Annotated in this window: 1 protein-coding gene; it reads left to right on the top strand. The window is 42.6% G+C overall.

Annotated elements, in window-relative coordinates; genetic code table 11:
• Nucleotides 1-212 precede the first annotated feature (212 nt).
• Nucleotides 213-949, top strand: a 737-nt coding sequence (locus R7O13_RS24905) for a lipid A deacylase LpxR family protein (protein ID WP_318304947.1), incomplete at its 3' end; no start/stop codon positions are given.

Here is a 949-nt window from a genome sequence, read left to right as displayed (position 1 = left end):
TCTCTAACTGCAGAGCAACAAGCTGACGTAATCGCACGTACATTCACTGAGTCTCTATAAGACTATAGCGAAATAACGTTTTAGTGATACAACAAAGGCTGATGCTGCAAAGCATCAGCCTTTTTTTGTTTCTTGAACAAAAGTTGTGACATTGCGGAAGATTTTGATTGAATTCTTACGTATGATGCAAAAAAAGTTAGTAAATGCAGTATATGAAACTCAGTAAATTAATTTTCCTTACCCTTTTATCGCCAGTTGCTCTGGCATCCACCAAGTCCACAGTATCCTTTACCCTTGATAACGATGGCATTTTTGGTGTCGACCAAGATTACACCAACGGTATATTCTTCTCTTACGCAACCGAGAAACTAAAAAAAGAAAGCGAATGGAAATGGTTCAGCTTAGAAAATGCAGATCAATCCAATGTCGATAAGATCGAGGTAGTACTTGGCCACAAGATGTGGACTCCAAGTGATATTGAAGCAGACTACCCTCTTGCCAATGACCGTCCATACGCTGGTTACCTACACACTGAAATCAACTACCTATCTCTAACCGCCGATCAAGCCGTTCGCTATAACTTCACCATTGGTGCCACAGGTGAAAGTTCTCTATCAGAAAAAGCGCAGGAAATTGTTCACGGCATCACTGGTTCAACCGATCCTCAAGGCTGGGCTTACCAAATTGACGATGAAATTGCCTTTAGCGTTGGTTACCGAGCTTTCAATAAACTCATGCGCAGTGAGGGCCAGAAGACGCAATGGGAAATCACTAATGTGAATGACATTAACGCAGGTAACTTCCGCAGCGATGTATCACAAGGTGTCATGTTCCGCTGGGGCACGAATCTAGCCAATAGTATTGGCGCAGCAAACATCAGTGTAGAAAGCCCTTTCTCTGCCAGTATGCTTGCGAAAAATACCTCCAGTTGGTTTGTCTTTACAGGATT

It is taken from the genome of Vibrio sp. Y176 (assembly GCF_033438945.1).
The sequence above is the reverse complement of the archived record's forward strand: the minus strand, read 5'-3'. Positions and strand labels throughout refer to the sequence as shown.